The sequence below is a fragment of the Pseudomonas sp. TH32 genome, from assembly GCF_016650855.1.
Lineage (GTDB): Bacteria > Pseudomonadota > Gammaproteobacteria > Pseudomonadales > Pseudomonadaceae > Aquipseudomonas.
The window spans coordinates 2316090-2340783 of record NZ_JAEKFA010000002.1 but is presented as its reverse complement, the minus strand read 5'-3'; the positions used below and the strand labels follow the sequence as shown (position 1 = coordinate 2340783).

Annotated in this window: 38 protein-coding genes and 1 pseudogene; 21 read left to right on the top strand and 18 right to left on the bottom strand. The window is 57.9% G+C overall.

The genetic code is table 11. The features are described 5' to 3' along the window. Window positions 1-23 precede the first annotated feature (23 nt). The 7 genes from JFV30_RS14365 to JFV30_RS14335 form a co-directional block, all read right to left on the bottom strand. A complete protein-coding gene (locus JFV30_RS14365; RefSeq protein ID WP_201124381.1) occupies window positions 24-494 on the bottom strand; it encodes a hypothetical protein in 471 nt (156 codons plus the stop codon). Then, entirely contained in the window at window positions 491-733 is a 243-nt protein-coding gene (locus JFV30_RS14360; RefSeq protein ID WP_201124380.1) for a hypothetical protein, read from the bottom strand. The genes JFV30_RS14365 and JFV30_RS14360 overlap by 4 nt, the downstream gene beginning before the upstream one ends. Next, window positions 730-2358: a YqaJ viral recombinase family protein gene (locus tag JFV30_RS14355; RefSeq protein ID WP_201124379.1), complete on the bottom strand. Its 1629-nt coding sequence runs from the start codon at window positions 2356-2358 to the stop codon at window positions 730-732. The genes JFV30_RS14360 and JFV30_RS14355 overlap by 4 nt, the downstream gene beginning before the upstream one ends. After that, window positions 2355-3161: a phage recombination protein Bet gene (gene bet, locus JFV30_RS14350; protein WP_201126190.1), complete on the bottom strand. Its 807-nt coding sequence runs from the start codon at window positions 3159-3161 to the stop codon at window positions 2355-2357. The genes JFV30_RS14355 and bet overlap by 4 nt, the downstream gene beginning before the upstream one ends. Before the next feature lie 168 nt (window positions 3162-3329). Further along, window positions 3330-3524, bottom strand: a complete 195-nt coding sequence (locus tag JFV30_RS14345) for a hypothetical protein (RefSeq protein ID WP_201124378.1) — start codon at window positions 3522-3524, stop codon at window positions 3330-3332. Continuing rightward, the gene (locus tag JFV30_RS14340) at window positions 3521-3733 is read right to left on the bottom strand and encodes a hypothetical protein (RefSeq protein ID WP_134326507.1); all 213 of its coding nucleotides are present in this window, start codon (window positions 3731-3733) and stop codon (window positions 3521-3523) included. The genes JFV30_RS14345 and JFV30_RS14340 overlap by 4 nt, the downstream gene beginning before the upstream one ends. Next, on the bottom strand, window positions 3730-4062 hold the full coding sequence (locus tag JFV30_RS14335; RefSeq protein WP_342215116.1) for a hypothetical protein: 333 nt from the start codon (window positions 4060-4062) through the stop codon (window positions 3730-3732). Before JFV30_RS14335 ends, JFV30_RS14340 begins: the two co-directional genes overlap by 4 nt. Window positions 4063-4241: 179 nt before the next feature. Between JFV30_RS14335 and JFV30_RS14330 the strand changes: the two genes are divergently transcribed. After that, a complete protein-coding gene (locus JFV30_RS14330; protein ID WP_201124377.1) occupies window positions 4242-4760 on the top strand; it encodes a DUF1993 domain-containing protein in 519 nt (172 codons plus the stop codon). A 54-nt stretch (window positions 4761-4814) separates the two neighbouring features. On the opposite strand, the gene JFV30_RS14325 is transcribed toward JFV30_RS14330, so the two are convergent. Beyond that, a complete protein-coding gene (locus JFV30_RS14325; protein ID WP_201124376.1) occupies window positions 4815-5198 on the bottom strand; it encodes a response regulator transcription factor in 384 nt (127 codons plus the stop codon). A 668-nt stretch (window positions 5199-5866) separates the two neighbouring features. Further along, window positions 5867-6118 carry a DUF1654 domain-containing protein gene (locus JFV30_RS14320; protein WP_201124375.1) on the bottom strand — a complete coding sequence of 84 codons (252 nt, stop codon included), beginning with the start codon at window positions 6116-6118 and terminating at the stop codon, window positions 5867-5869. 243 nt (window positions 6119-6361) lie between these two features. On the opposite strand from JFV30_RS14320, the gene JFV30_RS14315 reads away from it, so the two are divergent. Next, window positions 6362-6850, top strand: coding sequence for a DUF2846 domain-containing protein (locus tag JFV30_RS14315; RefSeq protein ID WP_201124374.1), 489 nt, complete (start codon window positions 6362-6364; stop codon window positions 6848-6850). Window positions 6851-7067: 217 nt separating this feature from the next. Here JFV30_RS14315 and JFV30_RS14310 read toward each other — a convergent pair whose 3' ends face one another. From JFV30_RS14310 to JFV30_RS14290, 8 genes are all read right to left on the bottom strand, one after another. Then, complete coding sequence (locus tag JFV30_RS14310) at window positions 7068-7448, bottom strand: hypothetical protein (protein WP_201124373.1); 381 nt, start codon at window positions 7446-7448, stop codon at window positions 7068-7070. Window positions 7449-7550: 102 nt separating this feature from the next. Further along, the gene (locus tag JFV30_RS14305) at window positions 7551-7982 is read right to left on the bottom strand and encodes a hypothetical protein (protein ID WP_201124372.1); all 432 of its coding nucleotides are present in this window, start codon (window positions 7980-7982) and stop codon (window positions 7551-7553) included. 227 nt (window positions 7983-8209) lie between these two features. Then, window positions 8210-8332 (bottom strand): DUF7947 five-stranded beta-barrel domain-containing protein, encoded by a 123-nt coding sequence (locus JFV30_RS33670; RefSeq protein ID WP_446739856.1) that lies wholly within the window; start codon window positions 8330-8332, stop codon window positions 8210-8212. 93 nt (window positions 8333-8425) lie between these two features. Then, window positions 8426-8647 carry a hypothetical protein gene (locus tag JFV30_RS33215; RefSeq protein ID WP_242487082.1) on the bottom strand — a complete coding sequence of 74 codons (222 nt, stop codon included), beginning with the start codon at window positions 8645-8647 and terminating at the stop codon, window positions 8426-8428. A 22-nt stretch (window positions 8648-8669) separates the two neighbouring features. Continuing rightward, window positions 8670-8978: a hypothetical protein gene (locus JFV30_RS14300; RefSeq protein WP_201124371.1), complete on the bottom strand. Its 309-nt coding sequence runs from the start codon at window positions 8976-8978 to the stop codon at window positions 8670-8672. A gap of 76 nt (window positions 8979-9054) precedes the next feature. Continuing rightward, on the bottom strand, window positions 9055-9294 hold the full coding sequence (locus JFV30_RS33210) for a hypothetical protein (RefSeq protein ID WP_275964448.1): 240 nt from the start codon (window positions 9292-9294) through the stop codon (window positions 9055-9057). 39 nt (window positions 9295-9333) lie between these two features. After that, window positions 9334-9846 (bottom strand): DUF4823 domain-containing protein, encoded by a 513-nt coding sequence (locus tag JFV30_RS14295; RefSeq protein WP_242487081.1) that lies wholly within the window; start codon window positions 9844-9846, stop codon window positions 9334-9336. A gap of 54 nt (window positions 9847-9900) precedes the next feature. Then, window positions 9901-10560 carry a LexA family protein gene (locus JFV30_RS14290; protein ID WP_201124369.1) on the bottom strand — a complete coding sequence of 220 codons (660 nt, stop codon included), beginning with the start codon at window positions 10558-10560 and terminating at the stop codon, window positions 9901-9903. A gap of 87 nt (window positions 10561-10647) precedes the next feature. On the opposite strand from JFV30_RS14290, the gene JFV30_RS14285 reads away from it, so the two are divergent. The 6 genes from JFV30_RS14285 to JFV30_RS14260 all read left to right on the top strand — a co-directional run bounded on the left by JFV30_RS14285 (window position 10648) and on the right by JFV30_RS14260 (window position 14325). Further along, window positions 10648-10860, top strand: a complete 213-nt coding sequence (locus JFV30_RS14285) for a transcriptional regulator (protein WP_178955860.1) — start codon at window positions 10648-10650, stop codon at window positions 10858-10860. A 212-nt stretch (window positions 10861-11072) separates the two neighbouring features. After that, window positions 11073-11930 carry a replication protein gene (locus JFV30_RS14280; RefSeq protein WP_201124368.1) on the top strand — a complete coding sequence of 286 codons (858 nt, stop codon included), beginning with the start codon at window positions 11073-11075 and terminating at the stop codon, window positions 11928-11930. Then, window positions 11920-12726, top strand: coding sequence for an ATP-binding protein (locus JFV30_RS14275; protein ID WP_201124367.1), 807 nt, complete (start codon window positions 11920-11922; stop codon window positions 12724-12726). Before JFV30_RS14280 ends, JFV30_RS14275 begins: the two co-directional genes overlap by 11 nt. After that, entirely contained in the window at window positions 12726-13196 is a 471-nt protein-coding gene (locus JFV30_RS14270) for a hypothetical protein (RefSeq protein ID WP_201124366.1), read from the top strand. The genes JFV30_RS14275 and JFV30_RS14270 overlap by 1 nt, the downstream gene beginning before the upstream one ends. Further along, the gene (locus tag JFV30_RS14265; RefSeq protein WP_201124365.1) at window positions 13193-13783 is read left to right on the top strand and encodes a recombination protein NinG; all 591 of its coding nucleotides are present in this window, start codon (window positions 13193-13195) and stop codon (window positions 13781-13783) included. The genes JFV30_RS14270 and JFV30_RS14265 overlap by 4 nt, the downstream gene beginning before the upstream one ends. Beyond that, complete coding sequence (locus JFV30_RS14260) at window positions 13780-14325, top strand: hypothetical protein (protein ID WP_201124364.1); 546 nt, start codon at window positions 13780-13782, stop codon at window positions 14323-14325. Before JFV30_RS14265 ends, JFV30_RS14260 begins: the two co-directional genes overlap by 4 nt. A 115-nt stretch (window positions 14326-14440) precedes the next feature. On the opposite strand, the gene JFV30_RS14255 is transcribed toward JFV30_RS14260, so the two are convergent. Further along, on the bottom strand, window positions 14441-14773 hold the full coding sequence (locus JFV30_RS14255; protein WP_201124363.1) for a hypothetical protein: 333 nt from the start codon (window positions 14771-14773) through the stop codon (window positions 14441-14443). Window positions 14774-14927: 154 nt separating this feature from the next. On the opposite strand from JFV30_RS14255, the gene JFV30_RS14250 reads away from it, so the two are divergent. From JFV30_RS14250 to JFV30_RS14190, 13 genes and pseudogenes are all read left to right on the top strand, one after another. Then, complete coding sequence (locus tag JFV30_RS14250) at window positions 14928-15113, top strand: Com family DNA-binding transcriptional regulator (protein WP_201124362.1); 186 nt, start codon at window positions 14928-14930, stop codon at window positions 15111-15113. 11 nt (window positions 15114-15124) lie between these two features. After that, window positions 15125-16087 (top strand): hypothetical protein, encoded by a 963-nt coding sequence (locus JFV30_RS14245; protein WP_201124361.1) that lies wholly within the window; start codon window positions 15125-15127, stop codon window positions 16085-16087. 142 nt (window positions 16088-16229) lie between these two features. Then, window positions 16230-16601, top strand: coding sequence for a chemotaxis protein (locus JFV30_RS14240; protein ID WP_025856073.1), 372 nt, complete (start codon window positions 16230-16232; stop codon window positions 16599-16601). Continuing rightward, complete coding sequence (locus tag JFV30_RS14235; protein ID WP_201124360.1) at window positions 16601-16918, top strand: hypothetical protein; 318 nt, start codon at window positions 16601-16603, stop codon at window positions 16916-16918. The genes JFV30_RS14240 and JFV30_RS14235 overlap by 1 nt, the downstream gene beginning before the upstream one ends. Window positions 16919-17147: 229 nt before the next feature. Beyond that, window positions 17148-17534, top strand: a complete 387-nt coding sequence (locus JFV30_RS14230) for a hypothetical protein (RefSeq protein WP_060765010.1) — start codon at window positions 17148-17150, stop codon at window positions 17532-17534. Window positions 17535-17603: 69 nt separating this feature from the next. Continuing rightward, window positions 17604-18226, top strand: a pseudogene (locus JFV30_RS14225) (putative metallopeptidase). Between the two features lie 31 nt (window positions 18227-18257). Then, the gene (locus tag JFV30_RS14220; protein WP_201124359.1) at window positions 18258-18734 is read left to right on the top strand and encodes a DUF2280 domain-containing protein; all 477 of its coding nucleotides are present in this window, start codon (window positions 18258-18260) and stop codon (window positions 18732-18734) included. Further along, window positions 18709-20034 (top strand): phage terminase large subunit family protein, encoded by a 1326-nt coding sequence (locus tag JFV30_RS14215; RefSeq protein WP_201124358.1) that lies wholly within the window; start codon window positions 18709-18711, stop codon window positions 20032-20034. The genes JFV30_RS14220 and JFV30_RS14215 overlap by 26 nt, the downstream gene beginning before the upstream one ends. Beyond that, window positions 20034-21494, top strand: a complete 1461-nt coding sequence (locus JFV30_RS14210) for a DUF4055 domain-containing protein (protein WP_201124357.1) — start codon at window positions 20034-20036, stop codon at window positions 21492-21494. Before JFV30_RS14215 ends, JFV30_RS14210 begins: the two co-directional genes overlap by 1 nt. Next, the gene (locus JFV30_RS14205; protein WP_207201872.1) at window positions 21412-22524 is read left to right on the top strand and encodes a minor capsid protein; all 1113 of its coding nucleotides are present in this window, start codon (window positions 21412-21414) and stop codon (window positions 22522-22524) included. Before JFV30_RS14210 ends, JFV30_RS14205 begins: the two co-directional genes overlap by 83 nt. Before the next feature lie 8 nt (window positions 22525-22532). Then, window positions 22533-23027 (top strand): DnaT-like ssDNA-binding protein, encoded by a 495-nt coding sequence (locus JFV30_RS14200; protein ID WP_201124356.1) that lies wholly within the window; start codon window positions 22533-22535, stop codon window positions 23025-23027. Between the two features lie 54 nt (window positions 23028-23081). Continuing rightward, entirely contained in the window at window positions 23082-23624 is a 543-nt protein-coding gene (locus JFV30_RS14195) for a hypothetical protein (RefSeq protein WP_201124355.1), read from the top strand. A gap of 330 nt (window positions 23625-23954) precedes the next feature. Further along, entirely contained in the window at window positions 23955-24692 is a 738-nt protein-coding gene (locus JFV30_RS14190; RefSeq protein WP_201124354.1) for a hypothetical protein, read from the top strand. Window positions 24693-24694: the final 2 nt, after the last annotated feature.

The window sequence follows — 24694 nt, the reverse complement described above, 5'->3', positions numbered from 1 at the left end:
GCGTTTGCGTTGCTGGGTGCGGGCTATGCGGCGCATGAATCGACCTTCACCTGGTGCCAGGCGCCGACCGCTTCGAAGATTCGCGCTGCGTGCGCCTCATCGAGCGAAATCGCTTCAGGTATGGCAATCCAGCCCGAAGCCACCATCTGGCTTTGGTTGGCCTCGTCGCGCAGCTTCTTGTAGCAATGCTCGATCACGTCTTCCAGGTGGTCGGAGAGGTAAACGCCATCGGGCGCCACCTCCACTGACTTGCTGTATCGGTCACCGCGGGCATCGATGCAAAGGGCGCTGAGGTAGATCGTCCACCGGTGGGGGATACCGCAGACGGCCTGGCCGATCTTTCCCGGTGCGATGCTCTTCAGCGATTTGTAGTTGATCATGCCCTGGCGGCCGCTGGGGTCGATGTTCACCACTGCTACGTGGTTGGCGGCCAGCAGCGACCGGCAGGACCGGTCAATGCGGGCTTTGAGGTTGTGCGGCTTGCGCTTGCTCATAAAGCCTCCGCGAGTTTGCGCAGCGCTTCACGCTCGGCCCGGGTGATGGGCGGCTTGCGGCGCTTGAGGATGGTCTCGGGGTCGATCTTGGTGGAGCGCTTCGCCGGGGCGGGATTGATCGCCGGGCTCTCGCCGATTGTGAGCTTGCCGCCGGCGGCCAGGTGCTGATGTACCTGGCTGGAAAGCTCCAGTGCTTTCTCGCGTCGGAACTCGATATCAGATCTGAGGTTGCTGATCATGCTGCCGCCTTGCCGAGTGTCACCCCGGCCATGCTGAAGTTTGCACCTTGCGCTGCGACCATCGCGTCGAGCGCTTCCCAGTTGACCAAAAGCAGCGTGACCGGCGCCTGACCATATGCAACCGCTTTGATCAGTGCCTCGAAGTCCGTCACGCTGGCCTGCAGCGCTACCTGCTCGACCACGTGGCTCTTTACTGGCTTTGTAGCCTGGGCGACGGGTGCCGTTGTCTGAACTGGCGTAGCGCGGACTGGCTCGGGTGTCGCCGCTTTCTCAACGACTGGCTCAGGCTTGATGGCTGCCAGTCGCTGGGCTTCCTGCTCTTCGGCGATGCGCTTCGCGTCGGCCTTTGCCTGCTCCGCCTGCTGGTGTTCGGAGATGCGGAATTTGATCAGCGTTACCAGGTCATCGTTGGCCTTGGCCACGAGCTGCTGCACGTCGCTGAACAGGAAGGCATGATCAACGGCGAGCTCTGCCAGACTGGTCAGGTTCAAGCGGATGCCGTCCGCTGCCTGGCTTGCATCGATCTTCGCCCGGGCCAGCTCGGTATCTACCGCGTCCTGGAGGCTCGCGATGGTGCGCTTGTTCTTCATGGCGCCGGCGAAGTCCGAAACAACATGAGGCAGCGTGACTTTGCCGAGGGTCTTGTTGATTGCGGCGATGTGGTCCGCCAGGGCGAGTTCCGCCTTTAGCTTGATGGCGTTCTTCACCAGCAGCTCTTGAGCTTTCACCAGCTTGTCGACCTTCAGGCGGGTCTCGCGGGCATGAGCGCTGATGCGATCCAGCGATGAAAACAGCTCGTCGATGCTTTGGGTCTGCGACAGGGCCTGCTTCTTGGCGACGGCGACAGCCTCTTCAACATCTCCGCACCATTTGACCGCCTTCTTGGCGTCGGCGAAGTCCTGGTCGGTGGAGAGCGTGGTTTTCACTGAGTCGATGACAGCCAGGGCCGAGTCTTCAAACACCTTCAGGTTGCTGGCGGTGACCATGCCGGTCAGCTCGATGCGAAGGGCTGGCAATTCATCAGGTGCCTTGCCGACGACGATTGAAGGCGCGTCGGCCATCTCGAAGTTGGCCAGGTCTGCCTCGAACTGTTTCCATCCTTCGATCAACTGGGCCGCGCGGCCGGCGACTGGCCGGTACTCCATATGCACGAAGTTCTCCGGCGTGCCGTCGGAGCAAACAAAGATCACCCGCTCAGCGCCGCTGACCAAGAGTTGCTGCTCAAGCTGCCAGTAGTAGTGCGGAGCCAGTTCGCCGGCTTTCACCTGGGCGACAACCGACTCATTCCACAGCTTGTGCTCGAACAGAGTCTCGCCGAGCATCGTGGCGCCATCCATCGAGGCGAGCAGGTTGCCTGAAGTCCCAACGACCGGATACAGCTCTTCGCCGATCATCCCCTCAACCAGGGGGCGAGCCATCGCTTCGGTAGAGTGGCCTTTGTCGAAGATGTACTGCTGCGACTGCGTGACTTCTGGCGCAATGCCTGTCTTTTTCAGCGTCAGGAGGTCGGTGCGGGTCTGGTACTTCGAGGCGCCCATCATTGCCGGCGCTTCGGATGCGGTGAAGTGCTTGCCGCGTAGCGCATGCCATTCGGCGGAGCCTTGAGCTACGTTATGGATTTTCATGCTGACTCTCCGTCGATAGGTGTCATTCGATTGATTCTGTCGATTTGCGCTTCGCTGAGCGTGTATCGGGATTGAAGAAACGCGATCAGCGTCTCCGAGTTGGTTTTTCCTTGATCAATGCCGGCCTGCCAGGTCGGAAGCATCGTTTCGAACTTTTCATCCGAATAGCTTGGATTTTCTTCAGTCTCTTTGGCCGCCGACGGCTTTGGTGTTACATCGCGCGGCGCTTCCTCGAAGGTCTTGCCTTCCATTTCGTCGGCGGTTGGCGCCGATCCGACTTCTGGGAATGCTTTGCGCAGCGCCTGGGCCTCGGCGCATTTGGCGAGCTGGGCAAAGGCTCGACGTTTCCACATGGCGTTAGGCGCCGCAGTGTCCTTGCTTGATGTCGCGTAGTTCTCAAGCCAGCGCTCGTTGGCGGTGTACTCGGCCACCAGGCCGTTGCTCATCTGCCGCTTGACCGTTACGCGGCACCATTCGGGATACGTGACTTCCACGCCGCTCAGCTTCGCCGTTACTGGAGGGCCATATTCAGGCTCGCTGATTCCGGCGTACTGGCCGGTGCGTGCCGCTTGAATGCGGTACAGGCCGATGCCAGGCATCACCGTGTCCTGCATCTTTTTCGTCTTCGAGTTCCAGATCGGGACGATGTGCACCGGCTTCAACATTGGGTCCAAGTGCGCGGCCTGGCAGTAAGCCAACACCATCACTACAGAGTTCTTTTCTGCGCCGGGATAGAGGCTGCTGCTCAGCACTTCAACGAGCGCGGCCTCCGACATCGCAGGAGTGTTGTCGTCCTGCTTCATTACTGCGGACATGGGGGATCCTTGCCGCGATGCTCGCAGCGATTGAAGGTGTTGGTTACTGGGTGATTCGATCAGCGAGGGCGCTGAGCAACATCAGGAAGGTGCAGACGGAGAGGGCAGAGAAGGAGCCGCGCCAGATGAGTAGGCGCCGGGTGCGCTGGTGGGTGGTCACGACCGAACCCTCACCGCGATCCGCCCGCCCTTCATGGTTGCCGCCAGGCGCTTCGGCAGGGTGGCCACAGCACGCTCGCGTGGCTGGCCGATCACTTCATTGAAGGGGAGGCCGAAGCCCAGCATGATCAACTTCGACTCAACGTCGTCGAGCTGCTCGTCGATCAGTGATTTAACCGGTGCGGTGGTCATGCGGCTCTCCCTAACCGGCGCTCGTAATCACGGCGCAGGCTCTCGGTGTAGTTGGCGTCTTCCTGCGCGCTGATGATGCCCAGCGTGCGCAGGATCAGAATCGCGGTGCTGGACGAAGCCTTGACTGCGGAAGGGTTGCAAAGCGGATCACTCATCGCCCTGACGTACCCTTCAAGCATTCCGATTGCCACGTCGTGGTGTTCGCTCATGCAGCCCACCGTTGCCGGCGCTTTAGCGCGTCGATCTCGATCCACAGTGCGCTCTCGATTTGCGAGTCGTACTGTCGGGCCAGCAGGTACAGCAGGTGCCGCTCAACATCCATCCGGACGCCGCTTTCGTCATAGCAAATCGCAGAGTGGATCTTGAACTCGATTTGCCGGTCACCCCGGGCGTCCCAGTCACTGTTCGAGTTGCCTGGGCTTGGCGGCTCATTGATGCAATGGGTCACCTCCACCTGAAGGACAAAGCCCTCAACAATCACTTCGTGTTCCATGGTCACCTCCAAGGTGGCGGGTTGTTCACCTGTATTCGTCAACACTCATGCCTCCCGCTGGTTGCCGATGGGCGCGGGGGAGGAGTGCTGACGTAATAGAGGCGGGGAGGGGGTTGCGGGAGTGTTGGCAGAGGAAGGTCAACAGTCTGCTAGGATTCAAGGCGGTATTCGGGAGAAAGGCTGATCCTTTCTGCCCGCCATGAATGACTACTTAGGGAAAAGATATGTCGGTTTACTCAGTTACCATCCCGTGTTTCGCGCAAATGCTGAGATCGTTATCGGCTCTTTTGTCTAAGGGTGAGGCCGCAGCTCTGGAGCGCGGTTATGACCCGCAAATTCTGCTTGGCGCTCGACTAGCACCTGATATGCACGATCTGGCCCGACAAATTCAGTACGCTTGCACTCAAGCCCAGGAGGCGGTGCAGCGACTTACACAACGGCCGGTTGGCTCGCTCACTCCTCCGGAAAATTTGGTGGCAGCGAAGGAACTGATCGAACGCACTTTGGCTGTTCTTGATTCGGCGGACCGCGCTCAAATAGAGGAAGGGGCTGAGCGCGAAATAGCTATCGAATTACCGAATGGCATGGCTTTCGATATGACCGGCAACGAATACGCTGTGAACTGGGCTACTCCACAGTTCTACTTTCACTTGATCACTGCTTACAACATCTTGCGCCATAACGGTGTACCTCTCGGAAAAGCCGATTATGTACAGCACATGTTTGCTTACCTGCGTCAGTAACCTCGCAACACCCAGTCCCGCTACTTGCGACGACCTGGGTTAGTTGCGTGCCTATCAGGCGAAAAGCTCGGTGCATTGCGCCCTGCGCACCATCCGCACCTGAGCCATTCGCCTTTCCGGCGCCCGGCGATCACGACGCAGCGAGTCGTCACTGATCATAGAGTGCATGGCAATCAGCGCCGCCAGCACAAAGCAGACCGGCGTGATGATCTGGCGCTTCATGGCCTCGGCCACCAAAGCAGTGCGCTTCGTCACTCCCAGTTTGAACATCGCATTGGTTAGGCGCTTCTTGACTGTGCCGGCCTCTATGCCTGCCTCCCGGGCGATCTCTTTCGAGGTGAAACCCTGGGCAATCCAAAGCAGAAACTGAAGCTCTCGCGGCGCCAGGCCACGTCCGAGGTGGCCCTTCCATCCGCCGTTGATGATCGTTGCTTCCATCGTCGTGATCCTCGGTTGGTTTCCCGTTAGGCCCTGTTGCCAAGGACTATCGGTGAAACCCCCGACCTCGCTACTGGCGACAGGCCGGGGTTGTTACGTCAGCGGTGCGTGTTGCTGGTGCCTATTCCCCGCTGCTGATGGCAGGTTTCGGTAGTCGTGTGCGGCGGCGGGCTTCCCTGGTCACTCCGGCTGGATCAGCAGCGTTGTCGGCGTGGTCATTGGGTATCTACAACATGCGGCGTACAGCCCTGTGCCTGGGTAGTTTGTTCGGCACACCGCATGAGGTCCGGCGCTCCTCATAGCCGAGGCTCAGAGCGCTAATTCTGTTCATTTGAATCTCCCTTCTGCCGCTGGGATTCGCGGAGTGCATTGCTTGCCAGGTCATTCGCACGGTTCGAGCGTTTCGCTCTCGATCAGCCGTACAGGGTTCTCCTGTCGTGGGCGGGCTATCTGACCCGTCTGATCGCCGGTCGCCGGTAGAGGCAATGCGGTCTGTTGGTATTTCTGTATTGCGCTGACTGTTAAAGAGCGGCGCAGCTCTCGCTGCTGGCCGGCGATGTTCGTTGCTGGCCTGAGATGAAATATAAGCCAGCTTATTTTTAGCGTCAATAAGCAAGCTTATATATTTTCATGAGGACGATAAAAAGCCCGCTCACTGGCGGGCTCATTTAGGAATCGCAGTACTCGCGCCAGCCGATCCTGACAGCGCCGCCATCCAAATGCTCAATCCTGATGCCGGCGGTGTCGCCGATATCCTGAATGACCTGGCGCCAGGCTTCAGGGCTTTCGTCGTCGCGCCTGGATACCTCGACCAGCTGAATCCTCTGGACCCGAGGAGAGGAGATCAAGCGTTGGAGGCGGTGGCCCACAAGCTCGTAGGAATTTCTCGGTTTGGGTGTGGGGTAGGGTGCCTGGTTCATGCCTCGCTCCTTGCGAATGCTGTATGTATACACAGTATTTGCGCTGACATATCTTGGCAATAGGGCGACAAGAAGTTTCATGCATAAATGCATAGATTGTTCCCTTCCTGTCGTCTGTGCAGATTCTGCAAATGAGGTGCAGAGAGGAGGCAGGCGAAGCAAATTCTGCTGTGAGCCAACAAAAGATTTGATTGATAGCCCATCAGTGTTGATCATCAGTCGCTTAATGAGGATGGAGCAGTTATGACTCAAGCACGGAAGATCTCAGTATTCGTCTTATTGGGGCTCCTCAGCTCCTGCACGATGACAGGACCAAAATTCACGCCACTTGAAAACGTTGATTCTCAAAAAGGTGTTCTCTATGTCTACCGGCCCAGTAATTACGATATGGGCCTAATGACCGCCTTGATTTCTTTGGACGGAAAGCAGATAGCGTCTCTAGAGAACGGCGGTTACGTAGCTGTGCCTGTTACGCCAGGTGAGCACACGATCACCCAGAAATGGAAGGCTGGAATTTTGGGCAATTCCGATCTTGAGGGGGGCACCACGACCACTGTAGTCGGTGTTAAACGATCAGATGCCTCCTACGTTAGCCTCACATCCAACAGCACGAGAGTGCAGGCAAAACGATTCAATGCTGTCGCTGTTGACCTGCAGTGGCAGCTCAATAAAGTGCCTGCAGATCAGGCATTGCCCGAGATTTCTCAATGTAGAAAGGTTGAGGCAATCTAGCCCCACGGCGGGCGATATCTAGAGCCAAATCGAAGACAAAGAAAAGCCCGCGCAATGGCGGGCTTTCTGTAACACCTGGGGCGCCGATCCTTCAGCGCAACCAGTGTGCAATCTCGCGGTTTGCCAGCTCAATGGTGGCACGACGAAGGGCAGAATCGAGTAGCTCGGCGCTGGTTCGGCCTCGATGATGGATGTCTATGCTTCTACCGATAAGGCGTTATGCTCCACAAGCACCCGGATCTTTGTATGCTTCGCACCAGGCGGCCTTCAGAAGAATTCTGCATTCCGCGTCGTATTTTTCACGTAGCTTGGCAGTGCTAGCTGGCGTCATCGGCCCGGGTGTCTCTTTGTGCAAGTCCACCATTTTCTGCGCAACGTCATCCTGAACCTTCGGGCTATCGCCAGCATGCACCAAAAGTGCATAGAAGGCTTTTGAGGACTGCTTGCGGCTTATGTCGGGCTGGTCACCAGCTACTGAAAGCAATTCGTAGTAGGCCGCGCAGTGGATGTCTCTATCATTTTGAGATTCGGCTTGGGCGGTTAACGAACCGCTGGTGAACATGGCGAAGAAGGCCAGCGGCATCGGGGATATGCGCATGAAAACGAGTCCATTCGAGAGAGGCCCGGATTTTATCAGCTCGGGGGCATAGAGACAAAAAGCCCGGCGTTAGGCCGGGCTTCGATGTAACAACGCTAGAAACTAACGATGCTTGTTCTTGTGTTTATGCTTGTTGTTGCCTTTGTGCTTCTTGCCATCTGATCGATGATTGCTCTCATCATCCGCCAGGTTGTTTCCTAGCGCACCGCCCGCAGCGCCGCCGAGACCTGCACCAATAGTGGAGCCAGTCGTGCCGCCGAGGCGGTTACCAATGAGTGAGCCACCGGCCGAGCCGATACCGCCACCAAGTGCGGCTTCCGCCCTGTTGCCTCTCTGGGCGCCGACAGCACTGCCTGCAGCACCACCTACGCCAGCACCTACAGCCGCGCCCGTTGAGCCGCCGAGCTGTTGACCTACGATGTTGCCAAGTGCACCACCAACGCCACCTCCAAGAGCGGCTGTGCCATCTCCGGCTGCCATCGCTCCTTGCGAAATGAGGACACCCAGAACTAGGGCGGGTAGTGTCATTTTCATTTTTTGAACCTCTATGGGTTGTCAGCAGGCGCTCACGGTTTAAAGCACGCCTAGCATTAGGACTGGAGTAGAAGTTTGTAGTTCTCTACGGGCTGTGCCTGCGGGCGAATGGTTGTAACAAGATATGCCGTGATGGATTCGGCTACGGAGGGCGGGCTTAAGCGGGTGCTGAGAATTGGGATGACCAAAGGAGCCCGGCGCTGGGCCGGGCCTTTGATTGGTAGGAATCAAGTTTCTGTAATGAAAAGCCTGTGCAGCTCCCCGTCCTTGAAGACCGGACGCGCACGCACCTTGAGGCTCGCGTGACTGCCCATAGCTTGTGTGTATGCGTTATTTGGAAAGGACAACACCAGTCATCTCATTCCAACCGACCATTGCACATCCTTGAATTTGAAATGACTTATTCCGCTTGGGTTATTTCGTTCCCGCGATTCGCCCCGGCCTCACCTCATCCGCACTCCGTAGAAGTGGTTCAGCGCTATCAGCTCAAACACAGCCACGAAAACGCACAGAGCAATGAAATTAGGGCTGAACACCCGCTTGCGGCCGGATGAGCCTCCGCCCAGTCCAGCGACGTCGGAATAGCCGGGGAGCATCATTAGGAAAGCCAGGCAAGCAATGACTCCAACCTTGCTCCAGAAGCTCTGCTCTCGCCATGCAGTCATTGGCTGAGCCTGGGCAGCAGCATCAGGAAAACCAGCCATACCCAGGGCACTTCATGGCTCTGAGGCGACGCAAAAGCGCTCGAGACTCTGTAAATTCATAATCCGAGTCTCCGAGTTTGGATCGCTGCGCGTACTGCAAAAGGTCCACAATCCGCTGGTGATCTGCGCTTTGCTGGAAGTTACGACACTGCTCAACTCGTTCAGCTTCCGTAGCAGGCATCGGTACGGCATCGATCTGTTTCTCGTACTCAGTTTTTTCTTTTGGCGTGCTGTAGCAGCCGGAGACAAACAGCGGAGCGACTAGCAGTGCCGCGACCCGAAAGGCATTCATTCCACGTTCCCTTGTGTATACGAGCACTACTCAGCTCGCAGTAGTTCGATTTATGTTGCCGCGTAAGACCGTTCGCCTACTCGGGCTTGCTCCGGATTATTTGCCCCGCCTTCACCTCATCCGCATACCCGGTCAGTCGATCCTCGTCCGCATGTAGCACCGTGCACATTTTCAGCACGGCCTGGGCGTCCGCCTCATTCCCGGCAAGGCTCAGTCGCTCTGCAATCCTCATCAGCTCTACCGCTGACCACTTGAGGTCGGAGGCAACGCCTTGCAGGTCCCGCTTAAGGTCTTGGTTTGGCTTGGTGAGGGGCACGGGACTCTCTCCGAATCGATAGGCGCTATTGGCGCCGGCTCAGTATAAAGATGAGACGAAGGCCTCGATGGGCTCAGGCAGCAGATCCTGCGGGTGATCACCGCCAAATGTTGCAATACCGCTCTCACCTGACGCGATTCCTGAGCTAATTACAGCCCCTGACGAAACCTGAATTACGCTTATTTTGACCTCTACCTGGTCAGGGATCATCGACCATTCAGTTGCGCGATCTTCCCAATGCAGGATGGTCGGAAGAACCAGGATGTCTTGCCCGCTGCGCTTCGCCTTTTCTAAGGCGAGATCATAGCTCGAGGCTTCTGGATCTACCGTTACTGCTGCCGATCGCCGCGCAAACGCCGCGTAGAGGATTTGTGCTGTATTACGACCGGAGCCTTTGTACACGTGGTCGCCGTATTCACCATCTACCGGAGTAGCGATGTAAATCTTGTCCGTTCGATTGAGCTGCTGAATAGTGCCAGACTGATTTGGTAGCCATTGATGGGAGTCGGCGCAGCCAGCAAGTGCTGCGACCAAGATCAGAACTGCGGGCATTCGCATCTCGATTTCCTTTTCAGATGTCCTGCAAAATTGAATCAAATCCCTTGATCAGTAAAACTTCTGCAGCGCCTGCACAACCACGCCAACGATCCTGCAGTTCTCGTCGACTGCCTCGATGGGGTAGCTCGGGTTCAGCGGCTTCAGGAACAGTCGGCCGCCGTCGCTGACCAGCTTCTTGAATGTCGCTTCGTTGCTGTCTGGCAGCTTGGCCACGACCAGCTTACCTGGTGCGACCTCGGCCTCTGTGTCCACCAAGATCAAAGTGCCCTCGGTGATGCTCTGGCCGGCAGGCGCTGTCATCGAGTCACCTTTAACCGTCAGCCAGAACGCCGGGCCTTTGGAGTCGTACTCCGAAAACTCGTAGGTGTCCGAGATTCCAGCTGGGTAGGGCTCTACAGCTTCCGCCCAGGCGCCGGCGGCTACCCAGCTCACTACCGGGTAGCGGAATGATTTGGTGGGCTGGGCGGCAACTGAAATGTTCGATTCCGAGGCGCTCACTCCAGTCATTGGACCGGTGTTTTCCGAGAGCCAAATAGCGTTCACACCGCACACGTGCGCGATCTTCGGGAGGTGTGCGCTTTGAAGGTTTTTTCCGGTCTCCAGCTGGGAGATTACCGGCTGCTCAACACCCACTTTTAAGGCGAGAGCCTTCTGCGTCAGCTTGGCGTGGTTGCGTGCGGTTTTGATTCGTTCGGCGAGTGTGCTCATAACTGAAATTTATAAGTTCCCTTATTGCCTTGCAAATAAGTGTCCTTCTACTTAGGATATAAGCAGGCTTATCAGGAGGGCGCTCTTATGACCCCTATCGAAAGGCTCGTCGACTTCTTCGGCGGGCAAACCAAAACAGCTTTGGCGCTCGACGTCTCGCAGGCCGCGGTTTCGTACTGGGTTTCCGGGATTCATCCGATGGGCGCTGAAAAAGCATTTAAGGCTGAAGAGTTAACCGGCGGACAGATAACGGCTCGCGAGCTGTGTATGCGCCAAAGAGACATCCAGTCGGTCGCGTGACTCCCGCGCTCACTTGATCCGTGTAGCCAGTATCGGCCCAGTCGGTCTGCGAAGTAAGAAACCTGAAGTTGCTGGAGTTTTATCCAGTGGGGTTTGAGAGGGGCGAAATGGGGAGCAGGGCGGGGAGGTTGGCGCTTCCGCACCGAATTCCAGGCAATAAAAAAGCCGACGTACGAGGTCGGCTTCTTCAACAGCTTCAAGCGAGAGAAATCATGCCAAACATTGTTGCGCTACACAACCCTCGGGGATTCACCCGTATGGATAATAGTCTTATGGAGGCTTTGGCTACGGTTGACCTGCCAGCGCGTGAGCTGCGCGTGCTCATGGCCATTGCACGCCAGACCATCGGCTATCAACTGGAAACTAAACGCCTGACTGCCGACGATATCGGCAAGCAGACCAACTTGCGCCGCGACGTCACGTCGAAAGCGATCAGCCACCTCCTTGAGCGCCGGATCATTTTTCGCGTTGGCGGGAGCCGTGGGGATATCGGCATCGCGCCTGTCCGCGAGTGGTCTTTCTTCGAAGAAAAACAGCCGAGTCTCACTGAGACCAAAACGTCTCACTCAGACAATATTGTCTCACTGAGACCGCCTGCGAGTGAGACCAAAACTGCTCACTCCCTTCTTTATACAAAGAAAGAACCCCTATTAACTCTTTCTACGAAAGAGATTAATCCGCCCCAAGAGCCAGTCGAACCTCCGAAGCCTGATCGCAAGACGCCGTTCGGCATGACCCAGTTGCTGGCAGACAACCCGCACAAAGTTCCAGAGCAACTGCTCGCTGACTGGCTGACTCAGCGCAAGGCCAAGCGCGCTGCCGTGACAGCCACCGTCTGGTCGACCGTGAATACCGAGCTATCCAAGTGCGCCGAGGCCGGGATCACCGCAGACGATGCAATCACCGAAGCGCTGAATTCCGGCTGGCAGGGTTTCAAGGCTTCCTGGGTGATCAAGCGTCTGGCTGAATCCGCACCGGTGCCGGCCTCTCAGTCTCGCCACACCGGTTTTGCTGACCGCAACTACACCGATGGCCTGATTCAGCGTGAGGACGGTTCCTATGCGATCTGAGCCCGCCCAAAAAAGCCCAGAACTCCCGCCGGGCACCCGCATCCAGCCCGCCGAATGCGAGACCCACGGCCACTACGACCAGAAGATTTTCCCGGTACTGGGCAAGGAGCTGAAGAGCGGTTGCCCTGAGTGTGGCCGGATCCTTCGCGAGAAGGTCGAAGCGGCAGAACGGGCCAACAAGGCGATGGAGTTGCGTATGGCTATGGAGCGCAAGCTCGGCGCCGCGCTGATCCCCAAACGCTTTGCGAGCAAGACGCTGGACGGCTACGTCGCCACCACCACGGAACAGCGAAAGGCGCTGAACACCTGCCGCCGGTATGCCGCTGAGTTCGCGCAGATCGCCGAGACTGGCCGCTGCCTGTTGCTACTGGGCAAACCCGGCACCGGCAAGACGCACCTGTCCGTGGCTATCGCCAACGAGATCATGGCCAAGTCCAGCGCAACCGCGGTGTATCGCACCATCGGCGCCGTGCTGCAGGCCATCCGCGCGACCTACGATCACTCCAGCGACCAGAGCGAAAGCCAGATCTTGTCGAGCCTGATCAGTCCCTCGTTGCTCATCCTGGATGAGATCGGCGTCAGCAAAGAGAAGCCCAGCGACTTCGAGCTGACCACGCTTTTCGCAATCATCAACGGCAGGTACGAGCAAATGCGTCCGACGGTGATCGTTTCCAACCTGGATGGGCAGTCGCTGCCAGGGGCCATCGGCGAGCGCTGCATTGATCGGCTGCGGGAGGGCGGGGTGATCGTCATTCCATTTGAGTGGGAATCGCAGCGCGGGAAGGAGGGTTTCTAATGTCCGACAAAATCAGCGTCAACTGCCAGGCCAAGCTCTCCGAAGTCATCACCAAAATCAGCGCCATGTACAAAGACAAGAAGTTTGTGGTGGTGACAATGCGCCCGGGCAAGGACCGCACGCTTGACCAGAACCGGTTGTGGTTCGGGATGTACAAGCGCATCGCCGAAATGACCCAGATCGGTGACGCGGCTGACGCCCGGCGCTACTGCAAGCTGCACTTCGGCGTGCAGATCCTGTTGAACGAGGATGCCGGGTTTCAGGCTGAGTGGTACCGGGTCATGCGTCATCTGCCGTACGAAACGAAGCTGGCCATGATGGGGGAGTGTCATTTGTTCGGCCCCGACGGCTTCCCGGTGACCAGCCTGTTCAACCGTGCCCAGGGCATCAATTACACCGACCGCATCGCCACCTACTTCACAGGCCAAGGTGTGGTTTTCACTGATCTACTCAGCAAGGAGGCTGCATGATCGCCAAGCAACCCAAACCGAAGAAGTGCAAGAACCCGGCATGCGGCATCAGCTTCCCGCCGCAGCGTCTCGGACAGTCCGTATGTAGCCCGAAGTGCGGCCTCGCCATCAAGGACGTGAACCAGGCCAAGGCGCGCAAGTCCCTAGCTCAAGTTGAGCGCCGCGAGATCAAGGTTCGCAAGGAGAAGCTGAAGAGCCGCGGCGAACATATGCGCGAGGCTCAGCAGGCGTTCAACGAATACATCCGCACCCGGGACCAGGCCGCCGGGCACCCCTGCATCTCCAGCGGCAAGCCGTTGGACTGGAGCGGCAACGCAGTCGATGCCGGCCACTACCGCAGCGTTGGCTCCGCGCCGCACCTGCGTTTCGATGAACGCAACTGCCACGCCCAGAGCAAGCAGGACAACCGATTCCTTTCGGGCAATGCCGTGGATTACCGGATCGGCCTGATCGCGCGAATCGGCCAGGAAGCGGTTGACGCCCTGGAAGCCGACCAGAGCGTGCGCAAGTACTCCGTCGAGCAGATCAAGGGCATCAAGGCCTACTACCGGGCAAAGACCAGAGAACTGAAGAGGGCTGCAGCATGACCTATCGCAACGTTGTTTCAGCAGTAGTTCGAGCCCTCGCGGCCGAGACCATTAGTTCCGCCGGCGGGTGCGACTTTGAGCCCAAGGTGCATTGTGCCAAGCAGAAGGGGGAGATCGTCGGCAAGGAGGCGGCGTTTCTACAGGACTGCTGGGTGTTCGGTCGGCTGCATAAGGCGCTAACCCCGGCGCACTGGCGGGCGCTCGTGGCGAAGTACTCGACGCACCAGGAGCGCAAGCATGGCGCCATCCTGGAACTGTTGAATTCGGTGAAGACGCCGGCGCCGAAGCGCTTCCGGGAATGCGCGGTGCTGACCTGGGCCATTCCGCAGGTTGCTGGTGCCGAAGGCAAGCGCTCCGCCGCAGTGCTGCCGGCAGCCTGGTACGACATCACAAATTGGGATAACGACGGCAAGCCTGAATCTACTCGGTACCGGTGGCGCTCAGGGATCCGCAAGACTCTGGATGACCAGGTGAACGAGGCGCTCACTGCCGCTCAGGAACTCCTCGACGCAGAGGGACTTATCGAAAGTTGCGCGGCGTAGCAAAAAGTCATTGCACTGAGTGAGAAAGTGAGAGAGTATTTATCCATCCTGTCGATCTTGCGCGTTAAGGATTGACACTAAAAAGCCTCGCCACTGTGCGGGGCTTTTTTGTAAGTCATTTTGCATTCATAACAGGGCAAGACGCGCCTTTGGCGCAACCTCCGCTTGCCTCCGTAGGGCCGTTCCCCGCCCCGAGCGCCGCAGCGGCATCATTTAAAGGGCCAGTTGTCGGAGTGCCGATCATTCCTGGCGGGCCAGCTACGACAGGAGTTGCCGGGGTCGTCGTGGATTTTGCCTGTGCCGGCGTGGCTGCGGGGTTGCGGCTTGCCTCCTTGGCGGTTGCATGTTGACCGCTCAGTTCCACGTTCTTAGAAGCACCAAAAGAATCTGCAAGCGCGGCGGTAGACGTCGCGGTTAAAACGATCAACATGAGAGCGATACGCTTCATGGCTGACTCCTATTTGTGAGTGATAACTGAATATAGCCTTTAACCCGCCCGACGCGGCGGCAGCAGCTATTTCGTAGATTAAGAAAGGGTAGAGTTTTGCAAGCTCGGGGCTTTTTATTGCTCGCCGAAAAGACAATGCAAAAGGAATTTGCAGATGTTGAAAGAATTCAGATGCGGTAACTGCAACCGACTTCTCGCCCGTACGGGTGAGTTTACAGAGCTCCAGATCAAGTGTTCCCGGTGCGGGACGTTGAATCATGTGAAGGCCGCGAGCCTCGAGCAATCGCCGATGAGCGCCATACGCCCAATACAGAGGCCTGAACTTAAATCAGCTAAGTAACGGAGTTTAAAATGGAAAACGCAAATTCGGCGTCTCAAACCTTGCAAGATCTTTGGACCCAAGTGCAACCGGTGGATAACACCGACATGCTTAGGCGCGTGGTTTTTGGGGACGGCAAGTTTTATGCGGCTGGTGGCAACGGTCTTCCCACAACCACTCAGCTTGTCAGCGGAGGCGCGACTGGTACAACTTGGACCAGGCTTAAGGACGTCGTCACCTCTGATAGCGGAAAGGTCCTCAACGATCTGTACTGGAACGGTATTGGGACACAGCTTCAAGCCCTTTCTCAATCCGGCAATGTGGCCTACGGCAGCACAGCACGCCCTGAAAGGGCTTGGACAAACATTACGGCAACTGTTCGCGTGTCCGGAGACTTGCAAGGCATTGCTTATTATCAACCAATTTCCGGCAGCGACGCGACCTGGATACTGGTTGGGTCTAACGGTAAAGTCTTTTCCCGTTATGGCGATTGGTCAGGCCAGGTGGAGCGCACTACGACCTTCACTTCTGACGAGACTGTGTACTGCGTCAACGTCATTGGCGTTTTTGTGTTGGTTGCGGGATCGAATGGGAAGCTGCTTAGCGCTGTGAAGATGGCGACGGGTAATCCGCAATCATTCTCGACCGTAACCAGCACCTTCGGCACTAGCACCATCTTTTCCATGAAGCTTTGCAACGGGAAAATGTTTATCGTTGGTGCGGATGGCAAGATGGCATATTCACCCGATGGGCTTAACTGGACTGCTGTTGCAGATACCAGTTTCGGTGGAACCATCATCCGCGACATTGCTTACGGTAATGGCAAGTATGTAGCTGTCGGCGACGGCGGCAAGACAGCCGTTTCCGAGGATGGGATCGGCTGGGTTCAGCAAGCCAACACTTTCGCAGGAACCGATATCCGGAGCGTCGCCTACGGCAACGGCAATTTTGTAGCTGTTGGTGCAGGCGGCAAGATTGCTTACTGGACTCCATGATCTTCTATCTGCTTGCGTAATAGAGCCCAGCCATCGCGCTGGGCTTTTCATTTTCGGCCCCGCCACACCCTTCGCACTGAGCAGGGTGTGCCGCCGGGGCTGACCTATTACTGGCCAAGGCCATTTTCTTCATGGAGTGACGATGGATCCTACTGACCTCGGCCCAGGCACAGCTACCTGGCTGGGCGGTAGTGCCACCGTTGTGCTGGGCGGCCTGCTTTGGCTGCGCCGCTTCCTTTCCAAGGATGCGACCGACCGGGCAATGGACAGCGCCGATATCGGCACGCTGAAGCGCCTGAACGAGTTGCTGAACCAAGAGCGCGCCGCCCGCAAAGAAGCCGAGGCCCGCGCCGATCAGTTCGCCAAGGAGCGGAACGACCTGGCCGCCGCTGTTGGGCGTATGGAAGGCAAGATCGAAGCGCTGACCAGCCAGGTCGCTCAACTCACTGACCGCGTGACGCAGCAGAGCGACGAGATCACTCGCCTGCGTACCAAGCTGGGAGGAATCGCCTGATGGACAGATGCGCATTGGAATTTATCGCACGCCGCTGGTGGCGCCGGGCCGAGGTCTGGGCCATTGCTGTGGTGCTGGTGGGTGGAGGATCTGTTCTCGGCTACCAGGCCGCTTACTGGTCGCTCGCCGAGAAACAGAGCAGTCAGGTGACCGACATCCGAAAGGCTTACGACACCGCAATGACTGAGCGGGACAAGCGCCTGGAAGAACTGACTCGCCAAACGGGTACCGCTGCCGACAAAGCCACAAAGGCTGCAACCACTGCTGCCCAGGCTGCCGACAAAGCGGACGAAGCCCTCAATCGGGTATCGCAGTAATCCGCGCCACGTTTATGGATGCGCCAGATCGTGGCGCTTGCCTAAGCGTCGGAGGAGCGCTACTCATGGGCGGCGCGCTAGGGTCTACTGATGAAATAGTGTGTATAGTGGTTGAAACTGATAGATAGCTTGCAAATATGAATTTTTAGGTTACGATGTCAGCGTTCTTTATGAACAAGCTCCGAACACTTGAAATAAAACCCCTTGTCAAAAATCTGAGGATTTATCAATGACCCGTCGCACGAAACTTAATGCTTATTCCACTGCGCAAGCACTCCTAATTAATGCCGATTTGTATGCGGAGGAGAAGGGTAGGGAAATGTCCCGCTTTCGCTTCACCCGGCAAGGTTTGCGCATGATTTCTGGCTGGTCCCGTCTGTCTGTGCCCTTTCTGAGCGAGCTCCTCGGTGAACTCGACTCTATGGGCTGGACGGCAGTGGAGCTAGCCGACTCCGAGTTTGCCGTTATTCAAACGTCTAAACTTTCGGTGTGGCCCCGGCTTGGCTGGGGTCGCTTGAAACCTCTTCTCCGCTCCGAGGATCCGGAGCAAGCACTTGATGATGCGTTCGAGGAGCGCTTCCCGGACTTTGAGAGCGAATTGAGCCTCGAGGACTGACCTCTGCGTTGTATGAAGCCGCCTTCTGGGCGGCTTTTTTGCATGCGTAAACCCATCTGGCAGGTAGCAATGAAAAGACCGATGCCGCCTTCCTTACTGTTAGAGCAGTCAGAGTTATCCGACTTCGGCATCCGCCTCTCCCCAGCCCCCAAGTATGGGAATGGCTCCAAGCCGAGATCTTTGCCGGCACCGGCACCATTCACAATGAAGACCATGCCCATCTACTGGATGCAGACATCCGGATCATGTGGGCCTCGTCGAGCTTCGAGAAGCAGGGCAGAACAGTCCTGGGCCAGGCCGAACAGGTAGCGTTCCGTGCTGGCGGCTGGCAGAAGGCGCGGATGGAACAACAGATGCGTGATTGGTTCGGTGATGTGCCGGCCTTCATCATCACGTTGGCTGCTGATTACTGCGCGCAGTGCAGCGACCTTGAGTTCTGCGCACTGGTAGAACACGAGCTTTATCACCTGGCTCACGCGACCGACAAGTACGGTCAACCAGCATTCACCCAAGACGGTGCACCGAAGATCAAGCTGCAGGGCCACGACGTCGAAGAGTTCGTCGGTGTGGTCCGCCGCTACGGTGCAAGCCCTGACGTTCAAGCGTTGGTGGATGCTGCAAACAGTCCTGCTGAGGTGGGGAAATTGAACATTGCGAGGGCCTGCGGAACCTGTCTGCTCAGATCGGCCTGATTCTTGACAGGCTCTAGACGGATGAGAATTTATGGCAGTCCTGAAAAATGAGGTGAAGAGCTTCATCGTTCAGGCGCTGGCGTGCTTTGACACACCGTCCCAGGTGGTGGAAGCCGTCAAGAACGAATACGGGGTTGTGGTCAGCCGCCAGCAGGTGGAGACGCACGACCCAACCAAGTCTGCGGGGAAGGGGCTTGCGGTGAAGTGGGTGACCTTGTTCCACGACACTCGCAAGCGCTTCCGCGAAGAAACGGCAGAGATTCCAATCGCGAACCGCGCCTTCCGGCTACGTGGCCTGGGGCGCATGGCCGAAAAGGCCGAGAACATGCGCAACCTGGCGCTCACCGCTCAGTTGTACGAGCAGGCCGCCAAAGAGGTGGGCGACGTCTACGTGAACCGCCGCCTTGAAACTGAAAAACCCCTTGGCTCCCACGCGGACCAGCAGCACGCCGTTGCTGAATACACGCTGGAGCCTGATGAGCATGTCCCGACTTCCCCGCACCTTTGATCCACCGGTCAAACTGACGCCCAAGCAGGCGAACATTTACTGCTGGGGCTTCCAGCCTGAGGCCCGCTTCCGCGATGCGGTGTGTGGCCGCCGGTTCGGCAAGACGTTCTTGGGCAAGGCCGAGATGCGCCGTGCTGCGCGATTGGCTGCCGAGTGGGGTGTGAGCGTTGAGGACGAGATCTGGTACGGCGCGCCGACCTTCAAGCAGGCCAAGCGCGTGTTCTGGCGCCGGCTGAAGCAAGCCATCCCTGAAGCGTGGCGTGCGCACCGCCCGAACGAGACTGAATGCTCGATCACGCTCAAGTCCGGTCACGTCATGCGCGTGGTGGGGCTCGACAACTACGACAACCTGCGCGGCTCCGGTCTGTTCTTCGTCCTGGTGGATGAATGGGCGGACTGCCCGTGGGCTGCCTGGGAAGAAGTGCTGAGGCCGATGCTTTCGACCTGTCAGTACACGATTCCGGGCGTCGGAGTGCGAAAGGGCGGCCATGCGCTGCGGATTGGCACACCGAAAGGCTTCAACCACTGCTACGACACATATCTGGACGGCAAGCCAGGTGGCGAACCCGATCACAAGAGCTGGCAGTACACGTCATTGCAGGGTGGCAACGTTCCTCCTGAAGAGCTTGACGCCGCTCGTCGCAAGATGGACCCGCGAACGTTCCGGCAAGAGTACGAAGCCGGCTTCGAGAACTACGCGGGCGTCGTTTACTACACGTTCAATCGCACGGATTGCCGCACCAGCGAGCGAATCAAGCCAGGTGAGGCGCTGCATATCGGTATGGACTTCAACGTCATGAAGATGGCGTCCGTTGTCTATGTCGTGCGGGACGACCTGCCGCTGGCCCTGGATGAATTTCATGGGGTGCGCGACACGCCGGAGATGATCGAGAAGATTCAGACACGGTTCCCTGGTCATTCGGTGGCGGTCTATCCCGATGCCAGTGGACAGAACACCAGCAGCAAAAACGCGAGCGAGTCCGACCTTTCGCTACTGAAGAAGGCCGGGTTCACGGTGGTCGTTGACTCAACGAATCCAGGAGTTAAGGACCGCGTTAACTCGTTGAACGCCATGTTTCTGAACACTTATGGTGAGCGCCGCCTGAAGGTGAATATTGATCAATGCCCACAGCTAATGCTGTGCCTTGAGCGACAGACCTACACCGACAGGGGTGAGCCGGACAAAGACCCGAAGAAGGGTCACGACCACATGAACGATGCCGCCGGCTACTTCATTGCCAAGCGCTACCCGATCAAAACACGCACAGGCGGAACACGCCGAATTGGAGGCTTGGCCTGATGCCAGTGCAATCGACAAACCCCGACTACGACGTGCACATCGCCGAGTGGGAGATGATGGACGACGCGCTCGAAGGTGAGTGCGCCGTGAAGCGAAACGAGCGCAATCTGCCCATGCCGAGCGGTATGGTTGAAGCTGAAAAGATCGACGGCGCCGGCAACAAGTACCTGTATCAGAACTACACCGACCGGGCTCAGTACGAGCACTGGGTGCGCGACTCACTTCGCTCGATGATGGGCCTGGTCTCACGGCTTATTCCTGAGATCGAATTGCCCGGCGGCTTGAAAGGGCTGGAGGAGAATGCCACTGCCGACGGCTTCGGCCTGAAGCAGTTGTTCTTTCGCATGGTGCGCCAGGCCATTTCACACGGCCGGGTACCGCTGGTGGTGAATATCGACGAGAGCGGTGAACCGTATTTCTCGACGTACGCCACCCGCAACGCGATCAACTGGGACACGGCTGATCAAGGCGGCCGACAGGACCTGGTGCTTTCTGTGTTCCGCGAGTTCCGCAAGAAGGGCGGCGATCGCTACAGCCATGACTGCGACACGGTGTTCCGTGAGTTCTTCATGCTCAACGAGGTCTGCTACACCGCCGTGCGAAATGAAGGCGGTGAGCTGGTTGAGGGCGAAACGCCGCTGGGCACAACAGGAACTGACAACCGTCTGGTTAAAGGCCTGCCGTACTTGCCGGTGATCTACTGCGGTTCCACCGACAACTCCCCGGATGTCGATGAGGTGCCGCTGCTCACCATGGCGCGGGCCGCGCTGAAGTCCTACCAGTTGAGCGCTGACTACTTCACGTCGTTGCATCAGACCAGTCACCCGCAGCCGTGGGTTTCTGGCCTGGATGAGACTGTGGAACTGAGCGTTACCGGACCGTCGGCAGCCTGGGACCTGGGCCCGAACGGCGAATGCGGCTACTTGGAGTTCCAGGGCGCAGGTATCGAAGCCGTGCGCAAGGCGATGGACGACCAGAAGAACGCCGCGCTTGAGGCCGGTGCCAAAGTTATGGACGTCGCCGGTACCGAGTCGGGCGAGGCGCGCAAAACACGCCAGAACGATCAGCACGCCACGCTGCACAGCATCGTCATCACGGTGGCGGAGGCGGTAGAGCAGGGGCTGCGGTACGCCGCTGAGTGGAAGGGCTACGACCCCAAGCAGGTTAAGTTCAAGGTGAACCCTGAGTTCGTGACCCCAGTGGTCGACGCGCAGGTGCTCGCCGAGCTGCTCAAGGGTGTGATGGCCGGCACGATCAGCGCCGACACCTACTGGCAGTACCTCACCACCGGCAAGCTGCCGGACCGCCCATACGAAGACGAAGCCGAACTGATCAGCGATGAGCGCGAGTCTGCCGGCATCAACTTGGATAAAGACGATGCCATCGACAAACCTGGTGCAGGCGGACAGCCAACTGCTGGAGCAGACGACTCGCCACTCGGTAATGCTGGAGCGGCTTAAGGCCGGTGAGGTCAAGAAGTTCGAGAAGTACCTGCGCCAGATCGACAAGCTGGTGCGGGAGCAACTCACCCGCAAGGAGCTGACGACCTACAGCCGCGACCGCCTTGAGCAGTTCCTGGCCCGAGTGGACGGCAAGCTGCTTGAGATCTACAAAGCCTACGGCGACCTGGTGCAGGCCGATATGGTCGACATCGCGCTGTATGAGTCGAGCTTTGAGGCCAAAAGCCTGAGCAATGCACTCTCCATCGACGCAGTGGTGCCGACCAATACGGTGATCCGGGCGGCGGTGTTCTCCTATCCGCTGCAGGTGAAGGGTATCGATGGCGGCAAGCTGCTCAAAAGCTTCGTCAGCGGCTGGACTCGCACCGAGACGATGCGTGTCACGAACACGATCCGGCTTGGCTTCGGCCAGGGCCAGACCAATGCCCAGATCATTCAGGCGATTCGCGGTACCGCTGCGCAGAACTTCACGGATGGCGTCCTGGCGGCTAGCAACCGCAACGCCGCCTCTGTGGTGCAGACGGCAATCCAGCATGTGGCCACAACAGCGCGGATGGAGACACTGAAGGCAAACAGCGATGTAGTGCTGGGCTACCGGTGGGTGTCGACGCTCGATCGCAAGACCTCGCAGCAATGCAAGGGCCTGGACGGGATGCGCTTCGACTTGGGCAAAGGTCCGCTGCCCCCGGCGCATATCAACTGCCGGTCAACTACGGTGCCGACCACCAGGCTTTCGGAGATGTTCGCGAAGGACGCCACGCGCTCCTCGGTGGGCGGTAACGGCGGGGCCCAGGTCGACGCTGGCCTGAATTATTACGAGTGGCTGGCAACGCAACCGGCGAGCTTCCAGGATCACGCCCTTGGGCCGGTCCGGGGCAAGTTGTTCCGCGACGGAGGGCTGACGCCGGAGAAGTTCGCCAAGCTGCAGCTCGACAAGTCGTTCAAGCCGCTGACCTTGGCGCAACTGAAGGACGCAGAGCCCGACATGTTCACCCGAGCAGGCGTTACACTCGGCGCTCAACCAGGTTGAGATAGCACATGCACATCATCGTTGAGGACGGGAAGGGCAGGCCAGACTCGAATAGCTTCGTGCCGCTGGAGAAACTGATCTTCTATAGCGACTACTACGGGTTCCGGATACCTGAGGCTGAGGCTGACCAGGTCGAACTGTTGCTGCGCGCTGCGGCCGACATCAACAGTCGCCAGTGGAAAGGGCGCAAGGCCAAGCCTGAACAGGCAATGGCCTGGCCTCGGCGTGACTGCAAGATCGAATACCACACGCTGTCCGAGACATTCGTGCCCTTTGAACTGGAGTGGGGCCAGGTGCGGCTGGCGGTCGAGCTATATGCTGTCGAACAGGGCTTCCAGATCGAGGAGCCAACGCATTGCACTGAGCCCAATGGCCGGCGCACGCGCCTCAACCGAAATACGCCCGGCCTGCGCATGCGGCCGCCGCCATACGCGCCGAGCAGGACGCAGTTCGCTGATCATCTGATAATGCGCGGACTATATGTGGTGGATCGTCACAGCTAACGTAGATGATCCGCGCGCCGTCTGATATAAAGCCGATCTCAAAAGGAGTGGCTAATGAGATGGACTCTGTACTGTATCGTTCTTGGATTGTGTCTGTGTTCGGGCTTAGCGGGCCTGAATGCTGGAATAATCTTCAATCCGAAGAATACTGTTGAATTTTTACCTGTCTGGGGCAGTTTAGGGGACTGGGTGGCTGGGTTAGGCACTCTTTTCGCTGTTGGCGTCGCTCTAGATCAGTCAAAGAGGCAGCAAGATAGAGAGCGGGCAAACTTAAAAATCACTGTCGAGCACGGCACTGATTTATTTTCAGTTCGGCTCCTTTCAAATGGGCTCACCCCTGTTACGGTATTGGCAGTCCATATGGAATTTGACGACTATGAATCGTCTATCAATCTAGCTACACAATCTTCCGGGAACATTAAGCTACCGCAGAAGCTAGTGCTCGGAGACACGCTGGATCTGGTCGATTTTCGGAATACTGAATTCTCACATTTCGGGCAGAAATTAGCTGAACCGATCATTGGTAGGCTCTCAGATAGTGGCGTGCGCCCGAGCGATGGTAATTTCGGGGTCAACGAAGCTTTTTTCAGGCGCTAGAAGCTGCAGGATCTCGGAAGGCCAGGTTATTTATCAGAGCCGCCCACGAAGATATCGTCTATGAACTCCCACAGGAACTGATCATTAAGCTTGTGGACGTGGCGCTGAAACAGCAAAGAAAGCGCCGAGAAGACGAAATAGCCGGACTTAAACGCGACCTGACTGAGATGGCTCAACTTGCCGGATTACTCAGTGAGAGCGAAACCGATAATCCAAAAGATTAACCGCTCTCCAAAGCACACCTAAATTTCCTAATTCTTTCAACCTCGGCCATGCCGGGGTTTTTTTATGCCCGCAAAGCGGGCTGACCAAACCCAAGGGGTGTACCAAGTGGCAGATGAAAACCAGATTGATCTTGAAGACCCGGCAGTTCAGACCGCCATTGCTGCAGCTGTCGAGGCTGCGACCCTGGGCCTCAAGAACAAAAATACCGAGCTACTTGGCTCGCTCCGGACCACCAAAACCGAGCTGGATGGCTTCAAGTCCCAGTTTGAAGGCCTGGACATCGCAGCCGTGAAGGGCCTGCTTACTAAGGTAGGCCAGGATGAAGAGACCAAGCTGATTGCCGAGGGCAAGCTGGACGAGGTCATCACCCGCCGCACCGAGCGTCTTCGCACTGACTACGACACCAAGTTGGCCGCCGAGAAGACTCGCGCCGACAAGGCCGAGGCCTTTGCTGCCAAGTACAGCGACAAGGTGCTGGCCGATTCCATCCGCGCTGCTGCCATCAAGGCTGGCGCGCTCCCAGAGGCCGCCGAGGACATCATCCTGCGTGCACGGGGCACTTTCAAACTAAGTGAAGACGGCGAGGCGATCGCCACCGACCGTGACGGCGAGGTCGTTTACGGGAAGGACGGGAAAACCCCGCTTTCGCCGCTCGAATGGGCGGAATCTCTGCGTGAAACCGCAACACACCTGTGGCCAAGGGCTCAGGGCGCCGGGCAGACCGGCGACAACGGTGGCAAGGCCACGAAAAAATGGGGCGAGTACACGGAAACCGAGCGCGCTGCGATCGCCCGTGACAACCCTGAGCTCTTCAAGAAAATCCAGGCCACCAAAGGAACCTAATC